Here is a 20,250-nt window from a genome sequence, read left to right on the forward strand (position 1 = left end):
CCGTGTCGATTGCATCGGCTCCGAGCTGGGACTTTCCGGCGCGCCTCAGACCAACCAGGCGGTCGCGTTCGGCGCCAGCTGGCCTCCGTCGGTCGGCGCGCTGGCCAGCAGCACGTCTCCCGGCGGTAGCTGGATGGGCGCGTCCGAGGCGTTGAGCACGCAGACCAGTCCCCCCGGCCGGCGGAAGGCGAGACAACCCGCCGGGCTGCCGTACCACTCGATGCGGTCCCCGGCGAACTCCGGCCGCAGCGCGCGCAGTTCGAGCGCCAGGCGATACAGCGACAGAGTCGACCCCAACTCCTCGAGTTGCGCTTCGACGGTCAGCGACGCCCAGTCGCCCGGAATCGGCAGCCACGGTGTCCCGGTGGTGAACCCGTACGGCGGCGCGGCACCCTCCCAGGGCAGCGGCACTCGGCAGCCGTCGCGGCCCCGCTGCGTGTGGCCGGAGCGCTCCCACACCGGATCCTGCAAGACATCGTCCGGCAGGTCGTCGACGTTGGGCAGCCCCAGCTCGGCGCCGTTGTAGATGAACACCGCGCCCGGCAGCGCCAGTTCCAGCAGGATCATCGCACGCGCCCGCGCGACGCCGAGCGCACCGCCGCCGTAGCGGGTGACCTCACGCTCGATGTCGTGGTTGGACAACGTCCAGGTGGGCACGGCGAAGACCGGTGCTACGGCGGACAGCGAGTTGTCGATCGCGTCACGCACCGCGTCGGCGTCGAACGCCGATTCCGCGAGGCGGAAGTTGAACGCCAGGTGCAGTTCGTCGGCACGCACGTACTCGCCGAAGCGGGTGTTGTCGTTCACCCACACCTCACCGATGGTGACCGCGTCCGGGTACTCGTCGACCACCTTGCGGATCCGGCGGTGGATGTCGTGCACGGCGGGATTGTTGAACCGCGGGTCGCTGTCGTCGTGCGCGAGCAGGGCCGAGACGGACAGCTCGGGCATGTCGGGCAGACCGTCGGGTTTGGCCATGCCGTGCGCGACGTCGATCCGGAATCCGTCCACCCCGCGGTCGAGCCAGAACCGCAGCGTCTGCTCGAAATCGGCGGCGACCTCGGGGTCGGCCCAATTCAGGTCGGGCTGCTCACGGGCGAAGATGTGCAGGTACCACTGGCCGGGGGTGCCGTCGGGTTCGGTGATCCTGGTCCAAGCGGGGCCGCCGAAGATGCTCGGCCAGTTGTTCGGCGGCTCGGCGCCGCCGGGGCCGCGGCCGTCGCGGAAGATGTATCGATCGCGCTCCGGGCTGCCGGGAGCCGCCGCCAGCGCCGCGCGGAACCACGGATGCTGGTCGCTGGTGTGATTGGGCACCAGGTCCATGGTGACCTTGATCCGGCGGGCATGCGCCTCGGCGATCAGCGCGTCCATCGCGGCGAGACCGCCGAAGAGCTGATCGATGTCGCGGGGATCGGCAACGTCGTAGCCACCATCGGCCATCGGCGAACGCATCACGGGGCAGATCCACAGCGCGTCGACGCCGAGCAGTTCGAGGTAGCCCAGTTTGTCCCGGACTCCCCCGAGATCGCCGACCCCGTCTCCGCTCGAGTCCGCGAAAGATCTCGGATAAACCTGGTAGAACACGGCCGACCGCCACCACGACTGCGTGGTGCGATCTACCGGCGCCGTTAAGGCTGGTGCATCACTCACATCCGCAATAGTGCCAAAGTTTCGATGCGAAGCTTTCTCCCGGCACACAGTTTCGAATGACGGGCAAATACTTAGCACGGACATCCGCACAGGCGAAAAACGCTGCTCCGCTCCGCTTCTCGCGCGCAACCGCCACGTCACCCGCTGTGCACCAGCGAATATTTCGCCACCACAACGCGGTAGAAAACACACCAGCGCCGCGGTGCGGCGCCGCGGTCAGAACGGGGCGTTCACCAAAGAGTTGGCAGCCATTTCCAGGTAGTCGAGCAGCGCCTTACGGTGCTCGTCGTCGAGCGTTTCCGGCTCGATCTCGGCGACCGCGATACGCATGCACCGCAGCCACGCGTCCCGCTCGATCGGCCCGATGGTGAACGGCATGTGCCGCATGCGCAAGCGGGGATGACCGCGCTCGTCGGAGTAAGTGCGCGGACCGCCCCAATACTGCTCCAGGAACATCCGCAAACGACGCTCCGCCGGACCGAGATCCTCCTCCGGATACAGCGGGCGCAGCACCTCGTCGGCGGCCACCTCGCGATAGAACGTCGCGACGAGCCGCCGGAACGTCTCCGCCCCACCGACCGCCTCGTAGAACGACGTCGCCGTTTGCTCGCCCGAAGTCATAGACCCTCTCGCTTCACCGGATGCGCCGCTGTCCATTGTGCCCGCGCCCGGGCACCGCCGCCGCACCGCCCTTGCGCCGCCGATCGGCAACCGGAACATCGCGCCGGAATGGCACTTCAGCCACAGTTAACCGGACATTGTCGAAAATCACCGTGCAATGCCCGACATTCCATGGTCAACTGGGGGACAGTCTCTGCTTTGCAGATACCACATGATCCTGCCAATCATGAAATCGAGGTCGAGATGAAGCAGCGGCACGGCGCCCGATCACATGAGGCGCGAGCGCACCGACAACTCCAGCCCGCCGACGTCCACAATCGTGGGTCGGGGGCTACTCCGCTGCACATCGTGTCCGAACGATATCCGGGTGGACATCGTGGCCATCACGACCACGGACCCCGCCCGACCGCCCCGCCCGCCGAGGGCACGAACTGGCTCAAGACCAGGGTGTTGCTGTTGAACGCCACCTACGAGCCGCTCACCGCATTGTCCGCGCGCCGCGCGATCGTCCTCCTCATCTGCGACAAGGCCGACGCCGTTCACCACAACGACGAAGGGCCGGTAGTGCACTCCGCCGATACGTCGGTGGCCATTCCCTCGGTGATCCGCCTGCGCACCTACGTGCACGTTCCGTATCGCGCCAGGGTGCCGATGACCCGCGCCGCGCTCATGCACCGGGATCGCTACCGCTGCGGCTACTGCGGCGGCAAGGCCGAGACCATCGACCACGTCATCCCGCGCAGCCGCGGCGGGGAACATTCCTGGGAGAACTGCGTCGCCAGTTGCGCGCCCTGCAACCATCGCAAAGCCGACAAACTGCTCAGCGAGCTGGGCTGGACGCTGCGCGCCCCGCTGGTCTCCCCGAAGGGCCCGCACTGGCGCCTGCTGTCCACTACCGCCGAACTCGACCCCGTGTGGTTGCAGTATCTCGACGAAGGCGCCGCCTGACCGATCAGGTGTACTCCACCACCAGCGTCGCCCAGGTCGGCGACGCCAGTGCCTCGAACACGTGCGGTTGGTCACCCGGGTAGGCGATGTAGTCGCCCGGGTGTAGTTCGACGGGCGCGTCGACGGGGCCGACCAGCGCGCGCCCTTCGGCGAGCAAGACGTGCTCGACCACACCGACGCTATGCGGATCCGATCGCCGCGCATGCCCCGGTTCCGCGGTGATGCGGAACAGGTCGCGGCGGGAACTGGCCGGCCCGGCCGCCAGCAGCGTCGCCCGGTACTCCGACTGCTCGGCCGCCACCACCGGCCCCTCACCGGCGCGGATGACGTGCACGTTCGGGCGCGGCGGGTCGAGCAATCGGGAGAACGGCATGTCCAGGGCGACGCACAACGCCCACAAGGTCTCCAGGCTCGGATTCCCCGTTGCCGATTCCAATTGCGACAGAGTGGATTTCGCGATACCCGCCCGGCCGGCGACCTCGCTCAACGAGAGTCCGGCCCGGGTGCGCTCGCGGCGCAGCGCGGCGGCGATCACCGCCTGTGGTGTTGTCGTCGCGTCCTGCTGCGTCATTCCCACCTCTGCTTGTTTTGCAGCGCCTTCGGCGCTGCGTGTGCCGCGATTATGCCGTGGTGTTGTGGTGTTGTGGTTGCGCTGGAGTGCTGGGCGGCTGCGGCGCGGACATGTTCGGAGCGCGTGCCCCTTCGGAGCTCTCGCCGGGAAACCATGTTGACGAAGTGCGGCGTCATGTTCACTATAAGCTACATGCGTTCGATATGGCGAACACTCGATCGGAATGCGCTGCTCGGGATCGGGGCGGTGTGCCTCGCCGTCGGTGTGATCGGGATTTCCTATGGGGCGACCGCGGTCGCGGCGGGCTTTCCGGTCTGGCTGCCGGTGCTGCTCGGGTGCGTGGTGCTGGCCGGGAGCTCGGAGTTTCTGTTTCTCGGGATCGTTGCCGCGGGCGGCAACCCGATCGCGGCGGTGCTGGCGGGACTGCTGGTGAACGCGCGGCACGTGCCGTACGGGCTGTCGGTTCCCGACGCGGTCGGCACGGGCTGGCGCCGCTCGCTCGGTGTTCATCTGATGAACGACGAGTCCGTCGCGATGACCATCGCGCAGCCCGACGCGCCACGCAGACGGGCGGCCTACTGGATCACCGGCGCTGGGGTGCTGCTCGCCTGGCCCGGCGGCGCCGCCGTCGGAGCGCTGATCGGCTCGGTGGTCACCGACACCTCGGCGCTCGGACTCGATGCGGTGTTCCCCGCGGTCCTGCTCGCGCTGGTGTTGCCCGCGCTGCGTGACCGGACCACCCTCGCCGCGGTGGGTGTCGGCACCGCGATCGCCCTGGTGAGCGCTCCGTTCCTGCCCACGGGGCTGCCGGTGCTGCTCGCCCTGTCCGGGGTGCTGGTCGCGGCGCGGCGAAAGCCTCTGCCAGCGACCGCGCGGGGAGCGGCGTGATGCTGGCCGCCGGAGTCGTCGCTCTCGCCGCGGGCACCTACGCGTTCCGCTGGGCCGGACCCGCACTCCGCGACCGAGTGCGCCTTCCCGCACGTGTGGTGTGGCTGCTGGAGATCGGCGCCGTCGTATTGCTCACCGCGCTCGTGGCCGTCACCACCTTGCCGCTGGGCACCGCAGACCTCGGATTCGCCGTGCCAGCAGGCGTTTTCGCGGGTGGACTCGTCGCGTGGTTCCGACGCCCCATTCTGTTGGTCATCCTCGCCGCAGCCGCGACGACAGCAGCCCTCCGCTACCTCGGCGTCTCTTGAGCGGCACCGTGCCCGCAGAAGGAGGCGGCGCCGTCCCCTCCTGCCGACGGCGCCGCCTGTCTCATCGATCGCATCCGAGCCCGCCTGTGCTACTCGGGTTCACAGTCTGCGGCCCGCATTGGCAGCCATCCAGTGGCAGCGAAAAGAACTGGCCGTCATCGTCACCCGGCGACTCACGCGACGGAGCGATACAGCGCGCGTTCGGACGGCTTCGCACCGCCGCGGCCGGAGCGGCATGCGCTCGGCACCAATCCCGTCAAAACCAACGGAAAACGCAGTTCGCACTACGGAAACCGGCCCGACGCGGCTGTAGGGCCTTGTCCTCCATAGCGGGAGACGTGGGTCGCCTACCGCGGATCGCGGGCGAGCAGGAATGAACGCACCAGCACTTCGTGAGGAGGGCAGCGGAGCAGCCGAGCCCCGCGACCTCATCCGAATGGTGATCGGTAGCGATGGTCCCCGGCGGACCGCCCTCCCGCGCGGATCGGGCGCCGCACCCGGCGACGACCATCGAGCGACGCGATCAACGCGGTAGCAGAGGAATTCCACCGCCGAGCCGACGCGCGACCGAGCCGTAGCGAGCGTCGAGCCGCAGCCAGGTTCTGGTCGCGCGAACACGGACGATCTCGGCGGCTGGGATACGGCGAGGGTCGGCCTTCTCCCCCGAGTGCGGGATGAAATCCATCGCCGTGAGCGCGAAGACGACGCGCATCGGCACCTGCACCCGGGTGCCCGCGCCGGACACGGTCAGCACCGCCTGATCGAGCAACGAGGCGGGCGGGCCGTGGCCGCTGCCGTGTTCCTTCGCCAGCTGCGCACCCTGCTCGGCGAGCTCGACCAGGGTGCGTGCGGGCACGTCGTCGACGTGCGCGAAACCGTCCATGGGCGGCAGTGCGCCGCGCCACGCGGAGTCCATCGAATACCCGAGGTCGATCGGACTGCCACCGGCCGAACCGGCCAGCACGAGATCGGCGCCGACCGTCACGTCGTCGACGCCGAGTTCGGCGACCACGGTGCGCATCACCAGCGCTTCGAAACCCGTCGCCACCCAGGCCGAGACGTATTTCTCCCCGCGGCGGCGCAGGCGCACCACCGCCCCGGGGTCCAGCCGCACGGCCCTGGTCAGAAACGTCGCGAGATTCTCCCGCTCCGCCGGATCGGGCACATGCAGCACTCGTTGTTCCGCCATCACGGCCGCTCCGCCGTCAGCACTCCGCCACCACCGACGCGGTCGCTCAGTCCATCCATTCGGACAGGTAATCACGCTCGGCGTCGGTGAGCCTGCGCAACCGCTGCGCCCGCATGTCGAACGCCGCGATCTGCGTGGACGCCACCACGGCCGCGGGCGAGTCGGGCAGCGCGCCCGCCGCCCGCACCTCGTAGCCGATGGTGAAGTCGACCGCGCGCAGCTGCTCGATCCACATGGCGATGTCCAGCGGCGTGTCCTCGTGCCGCAATTGACCGCGGTAGCGGACACGCAGATCGGCGAGGACGCACCCCTCGCGCAGCGGTGCGGTCGGGCGGCCGTCCTCGAACAGCCACGGAATGCGCGCCTCTTCCAGCAGCGTCACCATCCGGGCATGGTTGACGTGCTGGAACACGTCCATGTCCGACCACCTGACATCCACCTTGGCGTGGAACCGCTTGGGCAGCACCAGGCTGCCCGCGGCCTTCCCGCTGCCCCTCACCGAACTCGTCAACGTGGTACCTCCGATTGAGCGCCCACCCCGCTCACCATGCTCCGCACTTGCCGCGCTGCAACCGACAACGTGGCGAGATCGTGGGTTCCGGACTCGAACAATTCCGACAGCGCCGCCCTGGCTCTGCCGAGGCGGGACTGATTCTTCGACTCCCAGTATGCAATCTTCTCGTCCGCCGTCTCCTCGGGGTCGCCGCCGGAGAGCACGTCGAGCGTGAGCGAACGCAGCGACCCGTACATGTCGTCGCGCAGCGCGAGCCGCGCCAGCGCGTGCCAGCGGTCGCCGCGTTCGAGGTGGCTGACCGCCTGCAGCAGCCAGTCGATCTTGAGGTGGTCGTTGAGCGCGTAGTACAGCGACCCGACCTCGTCGCCGTCCCGGTCGGTGATATCGGCGATGTCAACGATGTCCAGCAGCGGGAAGAGGTGGAGCAGACCGAACACCTCGGTGGCGAGGTCGGTCGGCGCACCGCGAGCGATCAACTCGGCGGACCGGTCGGTGAGCGAGAACACGTGGTGCCCGCGCAGCCATCCCGGCACCTTGGGAGCGAGTTGCCGCACGTCGGCGCGGTACCGGCTGATCTCGGAGCCCACCGCGATCGGCTGCGGGCGATTGCTCAGCAGCCACCGGGACGCCCGGTCGAGGGTCCGCTTCGTCTCCAGTTCGAGCAGGTCACGCACCGGGGTCGGCGCGTCGCAGGCGCGGATTCGCGCCCATCGTTCGTCCAGGTCGAAGATTCCGCTCGCCGCGGCGAAGGCGCGCACCGCGTCGGTGGTGGTGGCGCCGACCTCTTCGTTCAACCGGTGCGCGTAGGTGATGCCGCCGTAGTCCACCATCTCGTTGACGATCATGGTGGTGACGATCTCCCGGCGCAGCCGGTGGCGTTTGATCGCCGCTCCGAACCGGTCGCGCAGCGGCGTGGGGAAGTACTCCGGCAGCCGCGCGGCGAAGTATTGACTGTCGGGCAGGTCGGAGTCGAGCAGATCGGCCTTGAGCGAGAGCTTCACGTGCGCCATGAGATTGGCCAGCTCGGGCGAGGCCAGTCCGGCGTTCTCCTCCAGCCTGTGCTTCATCTCCTGGTCCGAGGGCAGCGCCTCGAGTTCGCGGTCCAGGCCGCGACGCTGTTCGAGTTCCTCGATGAGCCGCATCTGCACGCTGAGCATGTGCGGCGCCTCGGTGCGCGAGATGCCCATGAGGAAGTTCTGCGCCACATTGTCCTGCAGGACCATCTGAGCGACCTCGTCGGTCATGGAGGCCAGCAGCGGGTTGCGCTCGTCCGGCGGCAGCTGACCGCCGGAGACCACCGCGTCGAGCAGGATCTTGATGTTGACCTCGTGGTCGGAGCAGTCCACGCCCGCCGAGTTGTCCAGCGCGTCGGTGTTGATCTTGCCGCCGTTGCGGTTGAACTCGATGCGGCCCAGCGCCGTGGCGCCGAGATTGCCGCCCTCGCCGATCACCTTGACCCGCAACTGATTCCCGTTGACCCGGACCGCGTCGTTGGACTTGTCGCCCACCTCGGCGTTGGTCTCGGTGCTCGCCTTGATGTAGGTGCCGATACCGCCGTTCCACAACAGATCCACCGGAGCGAGCAGGATCGCGCGAACCAGCTCGGGCGGCGACAGCGATACGACGTCGTCGCCCAGGCCGAGAGCCGCCCTGGCCTGCGGGCTGATCGGCACGGCCTTCACGGTGCGATCCCACACACCGCCACCGGGGCTGATCAGCGACGTGTCGTAGTCCGCCCACGACGACCTCGGCAACGCGAACATCCGCTGCCGTTCCTGGTAGGAACGCGCCGCGTCGGGAATCGGGTCGAGGAAGATGTGGCGGTGGTCGAACGCGGCCACCAGACGAATGTGCTCGGACAACAACATGCCGTTGCCGAACACATCACCACTCATGTCACCGACACCGACCACCGTGAAGTCCTGGGTCTGGGTATCGATCTCCATCTCACGGAAGTGCCGCTTGACACTTTCCCACGCACCCTTGGCGGTGATGCCCATCGCCTTGTGGTCATAACCCGCCGAACCACCGGAAGCGAACGCATCACCCAACCAAAAGCCATAACTCTGAGCCACGTCGTTGGCGATATCGGAAAACGTCGCGGTGCCCTTGTCCGCGGCCACCACCAGATAGGTGTCGTCACCATCACACCGCACGACCCGGGCCGGGGGCAGTACCTTCCCGCTCGCGCGATCGACGTTGTCGGTGACGTCCAGCAGACCGGAAATGAACGTGCGATAGCAGGCCACGCCCTCGGCGCCAAGCGCCTGCCGGTCCGCGACCGGATCGCCGGTGGCTGCCGGTGGCTGCTTGACCACGAAACCGCCCTTGGCGCCGACCGGCACGATGACCGCGTTCTTCACCGCCTGCGCCTTGACCAGACCGAGAATCTCGGTGCGGAAGTCCTCCAACCGGTCCGACCACCGCAAACCACCACGAGCGACCGAGCCGAAGCGCAGGTGCACGCCTTCCACCCGCGGCGAGTACACGAAGATCTCGAACTGCGGCTTCGGCCTGGGCAGTTCGGCGATCTCCCGTGGCTCGACCTTCACCGACACGAAGTCGCGCGGTTTGCCTTCCGCGTCGGTCACGTAGAAGTTGGTCCGCAGCGTCGCTTTGACCAGGCCGAGGATCGCGCGCAGGATGCGGTCCGCGTCCAGGCTGACCACCTCGTCGATCCGCCCGCGCACCTGGGTCTCCAGTTCCGCGGCCTGCTCGGCGGAGACGGTGTCGGGATCGAAGCGCGCCGCGAACAGGTCGACGAACAGGCGCGCGATATCCGGATAGGTTAGCAGCACACGGCAGATGTTGGCCTGGCTGTACGGAAAACCGGCCTGCTGCAAGTACTTCGCGTAGGTGCGCAGAATCGACACGGCCCGCCACGGCAAACGGGCACGCAGCACGAGCTCGTTCATCCCGTCCGCCTCCGCGCGGCCGTACCACATGGCCGCGAAGGCTTCCACGAACCGTTCCCGCAGGCCGCGCACCTCCGCCGCCAGCACATCGGCGCGTTTGGAGGACTCGAGCAGTTCGGCGTCCAGATCGCGATCGAGCGAACTGCGCAGCAGCTCCGGGCGGGCGAGCAAGCCGAAGTCGTAGATCCACCGCTCACCGCCGGTGCCGTCCGCCGCCGCCTCCAGCGCGATCTGGTACGGCCGCTCGTCGACCACCTCCACACCGAGGCTCTGCAACAGCGGAAGCACCTGGCTCAAGGAGATGCCGCTACCACCGATGTAGAGCGTGAAACGCCACGAGCCCGGCGCCGAATCCGGCTTCCGGTACAGATATTGATCGATGACGCCGTCTCGCAAATGTTCCAGGCGCACGATGTCCCGCAGCGCGCGGGCCGCGGCGAAATCCTGTTTGTAACCCTCGGGGAAGGCCTCCGCGTATCGCTGCACCACCGCGGGATCGAGCACCGTCGACGTGCTCACCTCGTCGTTCAGCCGGTCCTCCCAGGTGCGGGTGGCCTCGGCGAGCATGTTCTGCAAGCGCAGCCGGGTGGGCTCGGAGGTATCGGCGCCGGGCGGCGTACGACGCGGGACACCGAACTCGGCCTCCGGCATGCGCACGGTGAAATACACTCGCGCCAAATCGCTTTCGCCCACCCGCGCGGAATAGTCGATGGACACGCCACCCAGTTCGCGGACCAGGATCTCCTGCATCTCGAGCCGCGCGCGGGTGGTGTACCGGTCACGCGGCAGATAGACCAGGCAGGCGACATAGCGGCCGTAGGTGTCCGCGCGCAGGAACAGGCGCACCTGACGCCGCAGGCTGACGCTCAGCACGGCGGTGGCGGTGCGGCGCAGCGTCTCGGCATCGGCGGAGAACAGCTCGGTGCGCGGGAAGGACTGGATGACCTCGAGCATGGCCTGACCGGAGAACGAGTCCAGGTCGAATCCGCTCTCCTCGATCGCCGAACGGACCCGGCGTTCGATCACCGGGATGTCCAGAACGTTCTCGTGCACGGCGGTGACGGTGAAGACGCCGATGAACAGGTGTTCACCGACGATGGTTCCGTCGGCGTCGAAATCGGCGACACCGACGAAGTAGGGATACACCGCACGATGCACGGTGGCGGGGACCAGCCCCTGAGTCAGTGTGAGCAGCGGACGGTCACCGCCGTTGACCGGCACGTGGAAGTCGGTGCCCACGTCGGGCCGAAGCACGCCGAGGCAGGTCTCGGGCACGACGGTGGACATCTCGCGGCCCTGGTCGGCGCTCAGCCGGTAGCGCGCGTAGCCCAGCAGGGTGAAGTTCCCCCCGGCCAGCCAGCGCAGCAAGTGAGCGGTGTCGGTCAGTTCGGTCGGCTGGAACGGCGCGGACCCGGATTGCGCGGCCGATTCGAGATCGTCGGCCAGTCTGCTCTGCACGTCTTCGATGGCCTCGGTGTCGCCGATCACCTGACGCACGTCGTCCACGACGTCCGGCACCGCGGATTCGACCTTGGCCAGCAGCGCCGCACTGGTCGACGGGTGCAATTGCACGTGCATCCAGGACTCCCGCAGTCCCGCCCCGCCGGTGCCGTCCACCTCGTGCGCGGCGGCGTGCGTCAGCCGCCCCTCCTCGTCCCGCTCGACCTCGAAGATCGGGTGGATGATCTCGCTGACGCTGACGCCGATCCGGCTCAGCGACGAGCTGATCGACTCGACCAGCAGCGCCATGTCATCGGTGACGATCTGCACCGCCGCACCGATTCCGGAGCCGTCGTCCGGGTGGTACACCCGCACCAGGGCGCGACCGGGGCGGCGCATCACCGCCAACTCCAAGTGCCTTCGGAAGATCTGGGTGATGCCGGTGATCGCACAGTCCACATCGCCCGCGTCGACGTGGCGGAAGTACGCCTCCTCGAGCGTCGCGAGTTCGCCGCGCAGTGACTGCGGCAAACCCGCGGCCCACGCCGCGCTGGACAATTCGGACGAGACGGTCATTTTTCGCCAACTCCCTCGGATATCGGTTCCGTAACAAAGTGACGCCGGTCCGAGAGTAACTGTGCGCCGATGACGCGTGGGTGAATTCCTTTTCCACATCCGGTGGTTCACCACGGCGGCGGAGTTCGCCGCTCGTGTGCCGAGATCACACGCGACAACCTCGGGCACAGCACAGAAGTCGGACCCGCGAACGTCAGGTGAGCGCGACAGGTCGTATCCGTGGCGGCAGCGGCGCCGCACCGGTACCTCGGGTCAGCTCGACCACCGCGTCGGCGGTCGAAGCCACCGATTGCTCGAACTGCGCCTGCGCATTCACGACTCCCACCCTAGCGAGCTACGCGCGGGTAGGTGTCACTCCTGTTCCGCGTTCCCCGGAAAGACTTTTCGCGCCACCCCACCGCGGCCGTCACCCCCAGCTCTCGACCCGAATTCCGGGCTCAACCGCTCCGCATCGCACACCAGCAAATGCCAGGCAGCGCCCGCTCGCTCGTGCCCGGCAGCGGGCACCCTGGCAAGGAGAAACCTCGCCATCACCAGATCCAGCGGCGGTGAAGGCGCCCCGGACAGTCGGAGCCCTTCCCCGCTCACCGGCCAGGCCGAACAGGTTTACGCGGCGCGGTGCGAACTGCACCCGGGTGACCCACCCCGGGAACATATGCGTCCCATGTCCCTGTCTTGCCCCCAATGGCCCCCAGCAAGCACCGCCAACCGGGGCCTTCCACAGGCGAGGTCCTGCGCCGCCCGAAGTCGAACCGTGCGGGTCCGCCGAAATCCGGGCTTTCGCGGCGGTGTCGTCCTCGCCCGGCCACAGCATCCAGGCAGTGCGGGCACGTAGGGCGGGTGCGGCCGCACCGTGCACCCGCCTACGCCGCCGAACTCAGCCGCGGGTGAGTTTGCGGTGCGTAACCCGGTGCGGGCGGGCCGCTTCCGGGCCGAGCCGCTCGACCTTGTTGGCTTCGTACGCTTCGAAGTTGCCCTCGAACCAGAACCACTTGGCCTCGTTGTCGGAGTCGCCCTCCCACGCGAGGATGTGGGTGCAGGTGCGGTCCAGGAACCAGCGGTCGTGCGAGATGACCACGGCGCAGCCGGGGAACTTCTCCAGCGCGTTCTCCAGCGAGCCGAGGGTCTCGACGTCGAGGTCGTTGGTCGGCTCGTCCAGCAGGATCAGGTTGCCGCCCTGCTTGAGCGTCATCGCCAGGTTCAGCCGGTTACGTTCACCGCCGGACAGAACGCCCGCCGGCTTCTGCTGGTCGGGGCCCTTGAAGCCGAACGCGCTCACGTAGGCGCGTGACGGCATTTCCTGCTGGCCGACCTCGATGTAGTCGAGACCGTCGGAGACCACCTGCCAGACAGTTTTCTTGGGGTCGATGCCGGCACGATTCTGGTCGACGTAGCTCAGCTTGACCGTCTCGCCGACCTTCACCTCGCCGCTGTCCGGCGACTCGAGCCCCACGATGGTCTTGAAGAGCGTGGTCTTACCGACGCCGTTGGGCCCGATCACGCCGACGATGCCGTTACGCGGCAGGGTGAACGACAGGTCCTTGATCAGCTGACGGTCGCCGAAGCCCTTGTCCAAGTGCTCGACCTCGACCACCACGTTGCCCAGGCGCGGGCCCGCGGGAATCTGGATCTCCTCGAAGTCCAGCTTCCGCATCTTCTCGGCCTCAGCCGCCATCTCCTCGTACCGGCCCAGACGGGCCTTGTTCTTGGCCTGCCTGGCCTTGGCGCCGGAACGGACCCAGGCGAGTTCTTCCTCGAGCCGCTTCTGCAGCTTCTGGTCCTTCTTGCCCTGCACCTCGAGCCGCTCGGCCTTCTTCTCCAGGTAGGTGGAGTAGTTGCCCTCGTACGCGTGGGCGCGACCACGGTCCAGCTCCATAATCCACTGGGCGACGTTGTCCAGGAAGTACCGGTCGTGGGTGACCGCGAGCACGGCGCCCTGGTACTGCGCCAGGTGCTGTTCGAGCCAGTTCACGCTCTCGGCGTCCAGGTGGTTGGTCGGCTCGTCGAGCAGCAGCAGGTCGGGCTTGCTCAGCAGCAGCTTGCACAGCGCCACGCGGCGGCGCTCACCACCGGAGAGGTTGGTGACCGGCTCGTCCGGCGGCGGGCAGCGCAGCGCGTCCATCGCCTGCTCGAGCTGGGAGTCCAGGTCCCACGCGTCGGCGTGATCCAAGTCCTCCTGCAGCTTGCCCATCTCCTCCATGAGCTCGTCGGAGTAGTCGGTGGCCATCAGCTCGGCGATCTCGTTGAAGCGATCCAGCTTCACCTTGATCTCGCCCATGCCCTCCTCGACGTTGCCGCGGACGGTCTTCTCCTCGTTGAGCGGCGGCTCCTGCTGGAGGATCCCGACGGTGGCGCCTGCGGCGAGGAACGCGTCACCGTTGTTCGGCTGGTCCAGTCCGGCCATGATCTTCAGCACGCTGGATTTACCCGCGCCGTTCGGGCCGACGACGCCGATCTTGGCGCCGGGAAGGAAGTTCAAGGTGACATCGTCGAGCACGACTTTGTCGCCGTGCGCCTTGCGAACCTTCTTCATTTGGTAGATGAACTCAGCCATAAGTGTGAAGCCTATCGGTGCGAGAGATGGGGGGACGAAGCAGAGCTACCCTGCCGCCGGGACGAAAACCGGCCATGCGATCAAGCGTCGACCGGCTCGGGCGCGCTGCCGCGCGGAGGTGCCGAATCGGCGGCAACGATATTCTCCCCCGGCGCGCCGCCCACCGGCACCTGACCTTCAGCGCTCGCGACCGCGGAAGTATTCCGTGGCGGCAGGTCGGACAGCCGCGTCAGGTGCGCGACACAGCGGGACAGGTCCGGTCCGACCGCGGTGGCGCGCATCTCCAGGTCCCGTCGCTCCACACCGTCCTTGCTCCGGTACTCGTGGGAGCGCAGCTGGCCGTAGGCGATGATCGGATCGCCGCGCCGCAGGGACGCGTCGACACCTGCCACCAGCCTGCGCCAGCAGCTGACGGTGAGATACAGAGTGCCGTTGTCCACCCACTGCCCCGACGTCTGGTCCAGTCGGCGGGAATTGCTCGCCAACCGGAAGGTGACCACCTGCTCGCCATTGGTCAGATCACGCTTGACCGGATGGGTGGCGATCGTTCCGATCACGGTCGCATTCGCCTCGTACATAGCTACGCCCCTTCACATTCGGATCCGGAACCGCCCGGAACGTCCTCCCCCTCCAGGAGGCACTTCCAGCGTGCGCCGATTTCGCGGACCCGAGCGATCCGATCCAGGAATGTGCACAACTTCCCGAAATGTGAAGACCGAGCTTTCACGCTCGCGTGGTCAGAACACCGCCACGTCGGTATTGGCGCCGCAGAGGACAACCACCGGTCGCTCGTCCGGCGCGGGAACGTAGACGCCGCTGTGCACTGCGGCCAGCGCCGTGGCGCCGGACACTTCCACCAGGATGCGGAACTCGCGCCACAGATATTCCCGCGCCGCGCTGATCGCGTCGTCGCTGACCAGCACCGAGCGCACGCCGTGGCGGCGGGCGACGTCGAGTGCGATGTCGCCGATACGGGTGGGCCCCAGCGAGTCGACGGTGATCCCGGACCCGACAATGTCCACCGGACGCTCGGCCGCCAACGCCGCGCGCAGGATCGCGGCGCCGTCGGGTTCCACCCCGATCACCCGCTGACGCCGCCCGACCGCGGCCGCGATGCCCGCGACCAGTCCGCCACCGCCCACCGCGGCCAGCACCGGCGGCCGACCACGTACCTGCTCCTCGAGTTCCAGCCCCACCACACCGATGCCTGCGACCACCGCGGGCAGGTCGTAGCCGTGCAGCAGCAGCGCGCCCCGTTCGGTGGCCAGCTCGGTCGCGTGCTGCAAGGCCTCGGCGTAGCAGGTGCCGTGCCAGAGCACCTCCGCGCCGTGCGACCACATCGCGGCGACCTTGGTGTGCGGCGCCGTCTCCGGGACGACGACGGTGCAGGATTTCCCGAGCCGCGCCGCGGCCAGCGCCGCCGCGATACCCGCGTTGCCGCCGGAGGCGATCACCACCTGATCGATCCCGGCGCCCGACTCGAGCAGCGCGTTGAGGCTGCCGCGTACTTTGAACGTCCCGCCGTGCTGGAGGTGCTCGAGCTTGATCGTCACCGGGACGGGACCGGACGGGCTCGCGATGGAGGTGTGGAAGACCGGCGTCTTACGGATCTGCCCGGCCAGCCGCCTGCGTGCGGATCGCACATGCGACCGTTCCACCCGCCCGGCCGCTCTGTGTGGGGAGACCGTGGTGGCGCGTTCACTCACTTACGCACTTCTCCATCTCGCTTGGCCAGTTCGGCGAACATCGCGTTGTGTGCGGCGAGTGCGGCGTCGTTGTCGCGTTCGGCGGCTCGATCGGTGCGCTGGGCGAGTCGCTGGTCGCTGCGCGACCATTGGATCAGCAACGCCAGCATCACCACCACCAGGGGGACCTCACCGCTCGCCCACGCGAGGCTGCCGCCGGTGCGCTGGTCGCCGAGCAGATCGCCGTTCCAGCCCAGACCGAGGCCGTGGTAGAACCAGCCGCCGAGCACCGTGGTCATGCTCATCAGCGCGATGCCGAAGAACGCGTGGAACGGCAGCGAGCCGAACACCATGGCGAGCTTGGTCAACGGCTCCACCTGCCTCGGCTTGGGATCGATCCCGATCACCACCCAGTAGAACAGATAACCGCTGAGCAGGAAGTGCACGTTCATCAGCAGGTGCGCCGCGTGCGAGTCGGCGTAGGCGTCGAAGATGCCGCCCAGGTACAGCGCGTAGAAGCCGCCGACGAAGATCGCCGACGCCACGATCGGGTGGGTCAGGAAACGCGAGACCGGGTTGTGCACCGCGGCCAGTAGCCATTCCCGTGGACCGGGCACGCCACCGCGGCCGGCCGGGGGCAGCGCACGCAGCGCCAGCGTCACCGCGCCACCGAGCGCCAAGAGGATCGGCGCGAGCATGGACAGCGCCATGTGGGCTCCCATATGAACGCTGAACATCGCGGGGGAGTACCGGCCGACGCCGGAAGAGGTGGCGACGAGCAGCACCAGACAACCGGACAGCCAGGCGAATGTCCGCCCGGCCGGCCACGCGTCACCCCGCGCCCGCAGCCGCCGCACGCCGAGCAGGTACAGCACCGCGAGCACGATGGACAGCGTTCCGAAGATCAGATCGAACCGCCAGTCGAACGCCAGGCGGGCGAAGCTGGGCGGCCCGGCCAGGTTGTAGCCCAGCTCCACTTCGACCGGCGTCGGAACGGAATCCGGCGGTGGCGGCGGCGTACGGCCGAGCCCGACCGCGAGGCCGATGGTCGCGGCGAAGATCAATACTTCGACGCCCGCGTACCGCACCAGGGCCGACCGGTCGCCGGGGTCGGCCGCCAAGGCGGGCAACGAGGCGCGGCGCTGCAGGTAACCGAATACACCGAGCACCGCCAGCGCGGCGGCCTTGGCCAGCACCAGCCTGCCGTAGGTGCTGGAGAGCAGCTCGTCCAGCGGCACGCGGACCCAGGAGTTGATCACGCCGCTGACCGCGATCACGGCGAAGGCGACCGTGGCGGTCGACGAGAAACGCCGGGCCGCGACGTCGGTGTGCGCACCGCCGCGCAGGGCGTGCGCGAGCACCGCGAACAGGCCGCCGACCCAGACGGTGGACGAGATCAGATGCAGGATCAGGCTGTTGGTCGCCACGTCGTGCGACCCGCCCGAGGAGGAATGGCCGGTCAACGCCAGCGGCATCATGGTGGCGATCGCGGCCCCGAGCAGGACCGGAGTCCAGCCCCAGCGCAACGCGAGGCGGCAGCCCACGGCGACGATCAGGGCGAAAACGACGGTCGTCCGCCAAGCTCCGGCCAACTCGATCCGATCGATCGCCTGCCACAGTTCCTGCGGGCGCAGAACGTCCCCCACCGGCCGTCCGGTGGTGTCCGAAACCGTCAACGGCACCAGCAGCACCGCGCAACACGCCCAGACCACCGCGAAATTCGATGCCCTGCGCACCGCGCGATACCCGCCGACGTCCAGCAGCCCGTTCGACTGCGGCGGCACCAGGAAGGCCGCGAACAACAGCGAGCCGACTGTCAGCGCGGCCGACAGGTCGGCGAGCGCCCGGACCGCGGGCAGTCCGTAGATGGTCGCCGCGCCCGGATCGGGGATGCCGAGCAGGCTCAGTGCCTGCGCCGCCGACAACCCCACCACCAGCGCCGCGACCACGGCCGCGATGGCGCCGGCCAGCGCGGTGATCGTGCCGAACGTCGCCCCCGACCGAGCGGCCTCGGCTCGGGGAGCGGCGGACGAGGTGGGGGCGGAGGACATACGACTGAGCGTAGTTCGGCGAGTATTCCGTGGCCCGGTCGGGTTTGTACCGATATCCTTGGCCCCGATCACCACGGGCGCGTCACTACTGTCTCGGGATGGCTGAAACGTTGCTAAGGCTAAGAATCCGGCCACCTGGACGCTCGCTATAATCGACTCGCTGGACAGCGCGGCCAATGTCGGCCATCGTAGAACCCGCTGCCTCCGTAGCTCAGTTGGATAGAGCAAGGGCCTTCTAATCCCTAGGTCGCAGGTTCGATTCCTGCCGGGGGCGCAACAACCCCTGTGACCTGTACATACAACGGGTCACAGGGGTATTACCCACCGAGTACGACGCCCAAACCCCAAAGAACATTGGCCGGTCGGCTTCCTTGTCCGGGGGCGTGATTCCGCCGATCCTGCCGAGTTCGCCGACGATTTCGCGACCGAGTTGCGGCACCGCTTCGGAGCAGCCGGCCAGGAAATACGGCAGCACGCCGGAGGTGGCCAGGAACCTCGAGGTGGGTGAGCACGCCCACGATGAGAATTCGGTCGCGGATGGCCGCATTACGCTGTCGCCGGTGAGTAGCGCGATCGTGCACGCGCTGCACATCGACGGGCGCGCACCGTTCAGCCGTATCGCAGCGGTGCTCGGCGTGTCCGATCAGACGGTCGCCCCGGCGGCACCGCAGGCTGCGTTCCACCGGGCAACTACGGGTGGTCGGCCTGCCGAACGCCCGGCGGCTGGGGTGGGTGGAGTGGTTCGTCCGCGTCCAGGTGACCCCCGACGCGGCGGTGGCCGTCGCCGATGCGCCGGCCCGGCGGCCGGATACCTCGTGGGTCTGCCTCACCTCGGGCGGCACGCAGATCGTCTGCGTCACCCGCACCCGCGGTTCTCGGGACAGCGATGCCCTGCTGCTCGGGCAGTTGCCGAAGACGCCGCGGGTCACCGGCGTCACCGCGCACTGCCTGCTGCGTGTCTTCGCTGGCGGTCCGGCCGGCTGGCACGGCCGGGCATGTACGGAAAGCCTTTATCCGCACACCGCTTCCATCGCTGCCGCCAATAGCCGGATGCCGTGGTCGATCTCGTCGTCGGCGATCGTCAGGGGCGGCATCAACTTGATCACCTCGTCCAACGAACCGGACGTCTCCACGAGCAAGCCACGATCGAAAGCGGCCCGGCCGACCTTTTCCGCGAGAGACGTGTCCTCGAACACGACGCCGTGCACCAAACCCCGCCCCCGCGTCGAGACTCCGGGGAAGGTCGAGACGAATTCGCTCAGGGCTCGCGCGATCCGCTCTCCCTTGGCGACGGTCGCGAGTTCCAGTGCGGAGTCCGACCAGTAGTGCTCGAGCGCGACACGCCCCGTCACGAATGCCGCGTTGTTGCCCCGGAAGGTGCCATTGTGCTCACCGGGCGCCCACTGATCGAGCTCCGGTCGCAACAGCACCAACGCCATCGGCAGGCCGTAGCCGCCGATCGACTTCGACAACGTCACGATATCGGGCGTGATCCCGGCGGCCTCGAAAGAGAAGAACGGCCCGGTACGGCCGCAACCCATCTGCACGTCGTCGACGATCAACAGAATGCCGCGGGCCGAACATAATTCGGCCAGTCCACGCAACCACTCCGCCCGGGCCACATTGATGCCGCCTTCGCCCTGCACCGTCTCCACGATCACCGCCGCGGGCTTGTCCAACCCCGATGACGGATCATCCAGCGCCTTACGCATCCACAGCAGATCGTCGGCGACACCGAGATACCCGTCGTATGGCATCGGCATCGCATGCCCGAGCGACACTCCGGCGCCCGACCGCTTCGCGGCGTTCCCGGTGACCGCCAGCGCGCCCAGCGACATCCCGTGGAAAGCGTTGGTGAAGCTCAGCACGGTCTGCCGCCCGGTCACCTTGCGCGCGAGCTTCAACGCGGCCTCGACCGCGTTGGCTCCGGTCGGCCCGGGGAACTGGACTTTCCAATCCAGCCCGCGCGGGGCGAGGACGTTGTCGCGCAACACTTCCAGCAACCGCCGCTTGGCGACGGTGGACATGTCCAGCCCGTGGGTGATGCCGTCCCCGGCGATGTAGTCGAGCAGCGCTCGCTTGAGTACGGGGTTGTTGTGGCCGTAGTTGAGCGAGCCCGCGCCCGCGAAGAAATCCAGGTACTCCTTGCCGTTCTCGTCGCGCAACCACGCTCCGCTGGCGGTGTCGAAGACGGCGGGCCAGCAGCGACAGTACCCGCGCACGTTCGATTCGAGTGCCTCGAAAACAGTCATCTCGGCGACGGTCATCGGCGTTCCTTACTCGTCGTGCGCGAGCGCTCCACAATCTGAAGTGAGAGTGTTTCTAACACCGGCGGAGCTC

At 68.0% G+C, this 20,250-nt stretch carries 16 protein-coding genes and 1 tRNA gene; 5 read left to right on the forward strand and 12 right to left on the reverse strand.

The annotated features are described in order from the left end of the window. Positions 1-45: 45 nt before the first annotated feature. Both ACWEH3_RS25655 and ACWEH3_RS25660 read right to left on the reverse strand, forming a co-directional pair. Positions 46-1,650: a glycoside hydrolase family 13 protein gene (locus tag ACWEH3_RS25655; RefSeq protein WP_379254282.1), complete on the reverse strand. Its 1,605-nt coding sequence runs from the start codon at positions 1,648-1,650 to the stop codon at positions 46-48. A gap of 216 nt (positions 1,651-1,866) precedes the next feature. After that, a complete protein-coding gene (locus tag ACWEH3_RS25660; protein ID WP_195043276.1) occupies positions 1,867-2,271 on the reverse strand; it encodes a globin in 405 nt (134 codons plus the stop codon). A gap of 243 nt (positions 2,272-2,514) precedes the next feature. Between ACWEH3_RS25660 and ACWEH3_RS25665 the strand changes: the two genes are divergently transcribed. Further along, positions 2,515-3,219: an HNH endonuclease gene (locus ACWEH3_RS25665; protein ID WP_450019695.1), complete on the forward strand. Its 705-nt coding sequence runs from the start codon at positions 2,515-2,517 to the stop codon at positions 3,217-3,219. Between the two features lie 4 nt (positions 3,220-3,223). Here ACWEH3_RS25665 and ACWEH3_RS25670 read toward each other — a convergent pair whose 3' ends face one another. Next, on the reverse strand, positions 3,224-3,790 hold the full coding sequence (locus ACWEH3_RS25670) for a helix-turn-helix domain-containing protein (protein ID WP_450019697.1): 567 nt from the start codon (positions 3,788-3,790) through the stop codon (positions 3,224-3,226). Positions 3,791-3,982: 192 nt separating this feature from the next. Here ACWEH3_RS25670 and ACWEH3_RS25675 point away from each other — a divergent pair, with 192 nt between their 5' ends. Together ACWEH3_RS25675 and ACWEH3_RS25680 are read left to right on the forward strand one after the other, a co-directional pair. After that, the gene (locus ACWEH3_RS25675) at positions 3,983-4,678 is read left to right on the forward strand and encodes an AzlC family ABC transporter permease (RefSeq protein ID WP_450019699.1); all 696 of its coding nucleotides are present in this window, start codon (positions 3,983-3,985) and stop codon (positions 4,676-4,678) included. Continuing rightward, positions 4,678-4,986, forward strand: a complete 309-nt coding sequence (locus ACWEH3_RS25680) for an AzlD domain-containing protein (RefSeq protein WP_450019701.1) — start codon at positions 4,678-4,680, stop codon at positions 4,984-4,986. The genes ACWEH3_RS25675 and ACWEH3_RS25680 overlap by 1 nt, the downstream gene beginning before the upstream one ends. A gap of 523 nt (positions 4,987-5,509) precedes the next feature. Here ACWEH3_RS25680 and ACWEH3_RS25685 read toward each other — a convergent pair. The 8 genes from ACWEH3_RS25685 to ACWEH3_RS25720 all read right to left on the reverse strand — a co-directional run bounded on the left by ACWEH3_RS25685 (position 5,510) and on the right by ACWEH3_RS25720 (position 17,910). Further along, positions 5,510-6,175 carry a hypothetical protein gene (locus ACWEH3_RS25685; RefSeq protein ID WP_450019703.1) on the reverse strand — a complete coding sequence of 222 codons (666 nt, stop codon included), beginning with the start codon at positions 6,173-6,175 and terminating at the stop codon, positions 5,510-5,512. A 46-nt stretch (positions 6,176-6,221) separates the two neighbouring features. Beyond that, complete coding sequence (locus tag ACWEH3_RS25690) at positions 6,222-6,686, reverse strand: acyl-CoA thioesterase (protein ID WP_450019705.1); 465 nt, start codon at positions 6,684-6,686, stop codon at positions 6,222-6,224. Further along, positions 6,683-11,620, reverse strand: coding sequence for an NAD-glutamate dehydrogenase (locus ACWEH3_RS25695; RefSeq protein ID WP_450019707.1), 4,938 nt, complete (start codon positions 11,618-11,620; stop codon positions 6,683-6,685). The genes ACWEH3_RS25690 and ACWEH3_RS25695 overlap by 4 nt, the downstream gene beginning before the upstream one ends. Before the next feature lie 193 nt (positions 11,621-11,813). Next, positions 11,814-11,936 carry a hypothetical protein gene (locus tag ACWEH3_RS25700; RefSeq protein WP_355075915.1) on the reverse strand — a complete coding sequence of 41 codons (123 nt, stop codon included), beginning with the start codon at positions 11,934-11,936 and terminating at the stop codon, positions 11,814-11,816. 561 nt (positions 11,937-12,497) lie between these two features. Continuing rightward, positions 12,498-14,174, reverse strand: coding sequence for an energy-dependent translational throttle protein EttA (gene ettA, locus ACWEH3_RS25705; protein WP_450019709.1), 1,677 nt, complete (start codon positions 14,172-14,174; stop codon positions 12,498-12,500). Positions 14,175-14,254: 80 nt separating this feature from the next. Continuing rightward, entirely contained in the window at positions 14,255-14,752 is a 498-nt protein-coding gene (locus ACWEH3_RS25710; protein WP_450019711.1) for a single-stranded DNA-binding protein, read from the reverse strand. Positions 14,753-14,911: 159 nt separating this feature from the next. Next, complete coding sequence (locus ACWEH3_RS25715) at positions 14,912-15,880, reverse strand: serine/threonine dehydratase (RefSeq protein WP_450019713.1); 969 nt, start codon at positions 15,878-15,880, stop codon at positions 14,912-14,914. Next, positions 15,877-17,910 carry a cytochrome c oxidase assembly protein gene (locus ACWEH3_RS25720; RefSeq protein ID WP_450019715.1) on the reverse strand — a complete coding sequence of 678 codons (2,034 nt, stop codon included), beginning with the start codon at positions 17,908-17,910 and terminating at the stop codon, positions 15,877-15,879. The genes ACWEH3_RS25715 and ACWEH3_RS25720 overlap by 4 nt, the downstream gene beginning before the upstream one ends. Before the next feature lie 200 nt (positions 17,911-18,110). On the opposite strand from ACWEH3_RS25720, the gene ACWEH3_RS25725 reads away from it, so the two are divergent. Continuing rightward, positions 18,111-18,184, forward strand: a tRNA-Arg gene (locus tag ACWEH3_RS25725). A gap of 301 nt (positions 18,185-18,485) precedes the next feature. Then, positions 18,486-18,956 (forward strand): AsnC family protein, encoded by a 471-nt coding sequence (locus tag ACWEH3_RS25730; protein ID WP_450019772.1) that lies wholly within the window; start codon positions 18,486-18,488, stop codon positions 18,954-18,956. On the opposite strand, the gene ectB is transcribed toward ACWEH3_RS25730, so the two are convergent. Then, positions 18,921-20,177 carry a diaminobutyrate--2-oxoglutarate transaminase gene (gene ectB, locus ACWEH3_RS25735; RefSeq protein WP_450019717.1) on the reverse strand — a complete coding sequence of 419 codons (1,257 nt, stop codon included), beginning with the start codon at positions 20,175-20,177 and terminating at the stop codon, positions 18,921-18,923. The genes ACWEH3_RS25730 and ectB overlap by 36 nt on opposite strands. Positions 20,178-20,250: the final 73 nt, after the last annotated feature.

The sequence above is a fragment of the Nocardia sp. NPDC004718 genome, assembly GCF_053601535.1.

Bases quoted from the DNA above. Each gene is read 5' to 3' on its own strand.
- ACWEH3_RS25660 (WP_195043276.1), bottom strand. From the start codon at position 2,271: ATGACTTCGGGCGAGCAAACGGCGACGTCGTTCTACGAGGCGGTCGGT.
- ACWEH3_RS25665 (WP_450019695.1), top strand. From the start codon at position 2,515: ATGAAGCAGCGGCACGGCGCCCGATCACATGAGGCGCGAGCGCACCGA.
- ACWEH3_RS25670 (WP_450019697.1), bottom strand. From the start codon at position 3,790: ATGACGCAGCAGGACGCGACGACAACACCACAGGCGGTGATCGCCGCC.
- ACWEH3_RS25675 (WP_450019699.1), top strand. From the start codon at position 3,983: ATGCGTTCGATATGGCGAACACTCGATCGGAATGCGCTGCTCGGGATC.
- ACWEH3_RS25680 (WP_450019701.1), top strand. From the start codon at position 4,678: ATGCTGGCCGCCGGAGTCGTCGCTCTCGCCGCGGGCACCTACGCGTTC.
- ACWEH3_RS25685 (WP_450019703.1), bottom strand. From the start codon at position 6,175: ATGGCGGAACAACGAGTGCTGCATGTGCCCGATCCGGCGGAGCGGGAG.
- ACWEH3_RS25695 (WP_450019707.1), bottom strand. From the start codon at position 11,620: ATGACCGTCTCGTCCGAATTGTCCAGCGCGGCGTGGGCCGCGGGTTTG.
- ettA (WP_450019709.1), bottom strand. From the start codon at position 14,174: ATGGCTGAGTTCATCTACCAAATGAAGAAGGTTCGCAAGGCGCACGGC.
- ACWEH3_RS25710 (WP_450019711.1), bottom strand. From the start codon at position 14,752: ATGTACGAGGCGAATGCGACCGTGATCGGAACGATCGCCACCCATCCG.
- ACWEH3_RS25720 (WP_450019715.1), bottom strand. From the start codon at position 17,910: ATGTCCTCCGCCCCCACCTCGTCCGCCGCTCCCCGAGCCGAGGCCGCT.
- ectB (WP_450019717.1), bottom strand. From the start codon at position 20,177: ATGACCGTCGCCGAGATGACTGTTTTCGAGGCACTCGAATCGAACGTG.